Source organism: Streptomyces sp. NPDC006265, from assembly GCF_040613555.1.
In the GTDB taxonomy this organism is placed as follows: Bacteria; Actinomycetota; Actinomycetes; order Streptomycetales; family Streptomycetaceae; genus Streptomyces.
In genome coordinates this window covers 1-3823 of sequence record NZ_JBEXSH010000862.1, presented here as the reverse complement: position 1 = coordinate 3823, position 3823 = coordinate 1, and the positions used below count along the sequence as shown (strand labels likewise).

At 69.2% G+C, this 3823-nt stretch carries 3 protein-coding genes and 2 pseudogenes; 1 reads left to right on the top strand and 4 read right to left on the bottom strand.

Translation table 11 applies throughout. The annotated features are described in order from the left end of the window. The 3 genes and pseudogenes from ABZ281_RS41635 to ABZ281_RS41625 form a co-directional block, all read right to left on the bottom strand. Positions 1–678, bottom strand: a pseudogene (locus tag ABZ281_RS41635) (nicotinate phosphoribosyltransferase); the annotation flags it as partial. A 40-nt stretch (positions 679–718) separates the two neighbouring features. Continuing rightward, on the bottom strand, positions 719–1324 hold the full coding sequence (locus tag ABZ281_RS41630) for a hypothetical protein (protein WP_356663137.1): 606 nt from the start codon (positions 1322–1324) through the stop codon (positions 719–721). 143 nt (positions 1325–1467) lie between these two features. Then, positions 1468–1728 (bottom strand): annotated as a pseudogene (locus tag ABZ281_RS41625) (universal stress protein); the annotation flags it as partial. Positions 1729–2223: 495 nt separating this feature from the next. Between ABZ281_RS41625 and ABZ281_RS41620 the strand changes: the two are divergent. After that, positions 2224–3276 carry a class I fructose-bisphosphate aldolase gene (locus ABZ281_RS41620; protein WP_356663136.1) on the top strand — a complete coding sequence of 351 codons (1053 nt, stop codon included), beginning with the start codon at positions 2224–2226 and terminating at the stop codon, positions 3274–3276. 226 nt (positions 3277–3502) lie between these two features. On the opposite strand, the gene ABZ281_RS41615 is transcribed toward ABZ281_RS41620, so the two are convergent. Beyond that, positions 3503–3823: SDR family oxidoreductase (locus ABZ281_RS41615; protein ID WP_356663135.1), on the bottom strand; the 321-nt coding region annotated here is incomplete at its 5' end.

Genomic DNA, 3823 nt, shown 5'->3' with positions numbered 1-3823 from the left:
TGACCCGGGCACCGCGCCCGTCCGACCCGGTCCGGCCAAGACAGCCCTGGAGGCGTCTTCCTCCGTGGTGAACGCCTCCACGAAGGAGTGAGCCATCGTGCCGACGGCGGGGATACTCAGGGCGGTGGCCGCGGCCACGTTGCTGGTTCCGGCGAAGCCGACCATCGCACCGAGGCGGGCGGCCTGAAATCCGGCCTGCGGGCCGTGGGTCCGCCGCAGGGAGAAGTCCACGAGCGGGTGCCCTGCCGCCGCGAGGACGCACCGCGCAGCCTTCGAGGCGATGGCGCTCTGGTGGCTGAGCTGGTTGAGCACGTACGTTTCGGCCAGCTGCGCCTGCGGCAGAGGCGCGGTCACCTCCAGCAGAGGCTCCCCCGCCAGCACGATCCGACCCTCCGGAACCGCCCGCACGTCGCCGGTGAACTCCAGGCCGAGCAGGGGCTGGAGATCCCGCCGCGGTCGACGCACCGCGGACGCGAAGGCATCGACGTCCTCTGGGCCGACATGGAGACCTGCCAGGTAGTCCAGGACCGGCTCCAGCCCCGCGGCGACCAGGAAGCCGCGCTCGGGAGGCAGGTCGCGGACAAAGAGGCTGAACGTCGCGGGGCCGGTCATTCCCTCCCGGAGATAGGACATGGCCATCGTGACTTCGTACAGATCGGTGGTCGTCGCGTCGGACACCGGAGTCGCCTCCTCGCTTCCCGTCCGGGTTTCCCGCCGGTCACCGGCGGAAGCGCGCGGACCACAGGGGCTCGACCAGGTCCCACTCGGCGTCCCACTGTGCATACCTTCTCCGGTCCAGCACCCGGCACATGCCTGCCCGCGCCGCGTAGAACCCGGCGCCCACCCCGATCGCGGCCATACCACCCACGAACCAGCCGGTGGTCGTCGCGTTGAGCTCGGTCATCGGCGGACTGGTGAGGCCGCCCTCCCGGTCCACCCACACCTTCACGGTGGCGCCCTGGCCGGTTCTCGGCTCGACGAGGGTCGTCCCCGTCCGCACCGTGCCGTTGTCGTCGGTCCAGCGGACCTTCGCCTGTTGCTTGCCCTCTCTTGTGGCGCCCTCGGCGGTCGACATGAGCCGGGCCTCGACCTCGTGCCGTTCCGCCGACTGGGCTTGCACGGTGCGCATCGACGACTCGTACGCCGTCAGCCCGGCGCTGAGTGCGGCCACCGGCAGGCCGATGACGAGGACCAGCATCAGGAAGCGGCGGAACCAGGACTCGAACGTGTCGGACGTGCGTCGGAGCGGGTTCGCCCCCTCCGACGCCTGCGCCTGGCGTGGCGGAGGCGGACCGGACGCGTGCGGCGAATTCTGTGCGCTCATGACTCGGCCTCCAGCAAGTCGCTGGTCCATTCCTCCACCCCTTGTCCCACCATGGGGCGGCACCGGCCTCCCGTCACAGGGCCGAAAGTCCCTGCGGGGACGACTTCCGGCCCCACAGGGGCCGACCGTCGACGTGGCCGGTCTCACCGGTCCGGCCATATCCGGGGGACGACCGCGATCGGGCAGGGCGCGTGATGCCGTACCGCATGGTTGCTCAGTCCCAGTTGCAGGCCTCGATGCCCCTGGCCTCTGCGGGCGCCGACGACCAGCAGGTCCGCTTCGGAGGCCGCCTCCGACAGGGCCTGGCGCGCCGGTCCCTCGATCACCCACCGGCTCACCGGGGCGTCGCGGTACTGCTCGGACGCGTCCCGTAGGCCGTCGTCGCGCACCTGCGCCGGCGGACGCCCATGGCCTCCGGGGCGTAGGGAGACGGGGCTTACCAAGTTCGACTTCGCTTCCACACCGCTGCGGACAGACGGATTCCTCTCCCGGCCGTCCACGGCCGAAGCATGCCGCTCCACGCACATGTGTCCTGGCTCGTGGACCATGCCGCCGCCGAAGAAGCGGCGCGGGATGCACAGCAGGGAGCGAGCCTGACATCCTCCGGCCAGCTCAGCGCCTATGGGTAGCAGGGAAGATCATCGTGGCCCAGTTCGCGAACCCGGTCTCATGAACAGAACCGCTCAGGGTGCGGGGCACCGACCGTCCCACGGCCGAAGCCTCCGTCGGCGTCGCCACACGAGTTGGTGGGTCGCGCGAAGGTCCTGGCGGACCGGTTCGCAGCCAGGTCCTCCGGATCAGGACACCGTAACGACTGCGCACGGGCTCACATGGGCCTGGCAGTTGAGGGAACCCGGGCCGCGCCCCTCGGCATTCCGAACGACCGGAGAGGCGAGCCGATGACCGACATCCAAGGCTTGCTGGGCGACGAGGCCAGGGACCTGCTGACCTATACCGCCCAAGGGATTCCCAACGACGACCTGGTACTGCCGGGTCCTGACTTCGTCGACCGCGCCGTGTCGGCGACCGACCGTTCGCCCCGGGTGCTGCGCAACCTGCAGTCCGTTTTCGACCACGGCCGTCTGGCCGGCACGGGATACGTATCGATCCTGCCGGTGGACCAGGGCATAGAGCACTCCGCGGCGTCGGCGTTCGCCGCGAACCCCCGCTATCTCGACCCTGGGAACATCGTCGAGCTCGCCATCGAGGGCGGCTGCAACGCGGTCGCCAGCACCCTCGGTGTGCTCGGGGCCGTCTCGCGGCGCTACGCACACAAGATCCCCTTCATCGTCAAGCTCAACCACAACGAACTGTTGACCTACCCGAACCACTACGACCAGATCATGTTCGGCAGCGTCGAGCAGTGCTTCGAACTCGGCGCGGCCGGCGTGGGCGCCACGGTCTACTTCGGCTCGGAGCAGTCGGACCGCCAGCTGCAGGAAGTCAGCGAGGTCTTCGCGCGGGCTCACGAACTGGGCATGTTCAGCGTGGTGTGGTGTTACCTGCGCAATGCGGCGTTCAAGAAGGACGGCGTGGACTACTCGGTGTCGGCCGACCTCACCGGACAGGCCAACCACCTCGGCGTGACCATCGAGGCCGACATCGTCAAACAGAAACAGCCGGAGAACAACGGCGGTTACACCGCACTGGACTTCGGCAGAACCGACAAGCTCCTGTACAGCACGCTCACCACCGACCACCCGATCGACCTCACCCGCTGGCAGGTGGCCAACTGCTACATGGGCCGGGTCGGACTGATCAACAGCGGCGGCGCATCGGCCGGCAAAGGAGACCTCGCGCAGGCCGTACGGACGGCGGTGATCAACAAGCGAGCCGGAGGCACCGGCCTCATCACCGGCCGCAAAGCCTTCCAGCGGCCCACCAGCGAGGGCGTCGAACTCCTCCACGCCGTCCAGGACGTGTATCTCGACGAGAGCATCATCGTGGCCTGACCGCCGCCGTCGACGACATCCGAGGGCATCGCTCCTTCGGCGCAGACCGCAGACCGATTGCCCCCGGCCCCATGGACCCACCGAGCCACGGCGCGCGTGACGGCTGCTCCCCGCGGGCCGCGACCACGTCCCGCCCGACCGGCGGCAGAACGGCACACCGTTGGTGACATCGCCAATGAAGCGGGCGACCGCCGGTCAAAGCCAGATGCGTACGGAGACGGCCGGGTCAGTGAGCGGATGTCAGCGGGCTCGGCGGGCCGGCCGTGACGCCGCCGTCCAGGACGAACTCCACGCCGGTCGAGAAGGTGGCGTCGGCGGTGATGAACAGCACCATACGGGCGACCTCCCCGGGCTCACCGAATCGCGGAAGCGGCTGTCCGGCGGTGAAGGAGTCGTCGAAGTCGGCCGTCATCGCGGTGCGCACCGCGCCCGGGTGGACCGAGCAGACACGGATTCCGTCCGAGGCCAGTTCCAGAGCCGCGGCCTTGGTCAGCCAGATCGCACTAGCACACCTCTGAACTCCATTCACAGACAAAAGGATCTCGGT